Annotated in this window: 1 pseudogene; it reads right to left on the bottom strand. The window is 61.8% G+C overall.

Features of this window, described 5'->3' with window-relative positions:
• A pseudogene (locus CSC62_RS17695) lies at window positions 1–265 on the bottom strand (hypothetical protein); the annotation flags it as partial.
• Window positions 266–518: the final 253 nt, after the last annotated feature.

The raw sequence follows: 518 nt of genomic DNA, 5'->3' as shown, positions 1-518 counted from the left end.
GAGTCAGCCATTGTTGCGTGGCCTCTTTGTACATGGTGCCTTCAAGCAGCCTGGCTGCCGAGCCGACGATGTAGCCCAAGCGCTTGTTGGCCTCCGCGCCTTGCCCCTTCGCGCAACATTCCACTGCTTGCCCCAGCAGGCTTCGCGATATTCCGGTTTTGACAAGATGCTCCTGGCCATCGAGCATCCCGACCATGCCGACATCGCTGCCTCCCAACGTCGCCTTGGAGCGCGAAAAGACAACAGCGCTTCCGGACAGGCTCATCGCAGATAAACGTCGCTCACGTCAGGGTGCTATCGCGGCTTGGTGACGAACATTGCTTAGATGCGCATGCTGCTTGCGCGATCGAAGCGGTGGCTAAAGCGAAACAACTGACCCCTGCCGTGGAAATGGGGGGCGTAACCCACCGCTACCGCGCAAACGCGCGGTAGCGGCGAAAACCGGGTTGCGTGGTGCCGCCAGCGCGGCGGATGTGGCTCCCCTCGGTTTTCAACCGGGTGATCGGGCCTTCCCTGGG

The organism is Pseudoxanthomonas jiangsuensis, from assembly GCF_010093185.1.
Classification (GTDB): domain Bacteria; phylum Pseudomonadota; class Gammaproteobacteria; order Xanthomonadales; family Xanthomonadaceae; genus Pseudoxanthomonas; species Pseudoxanthomonas jiangsuensis.
This window is presented reverse-complemented; position numbering and strand designations above follow the sequence as displayed.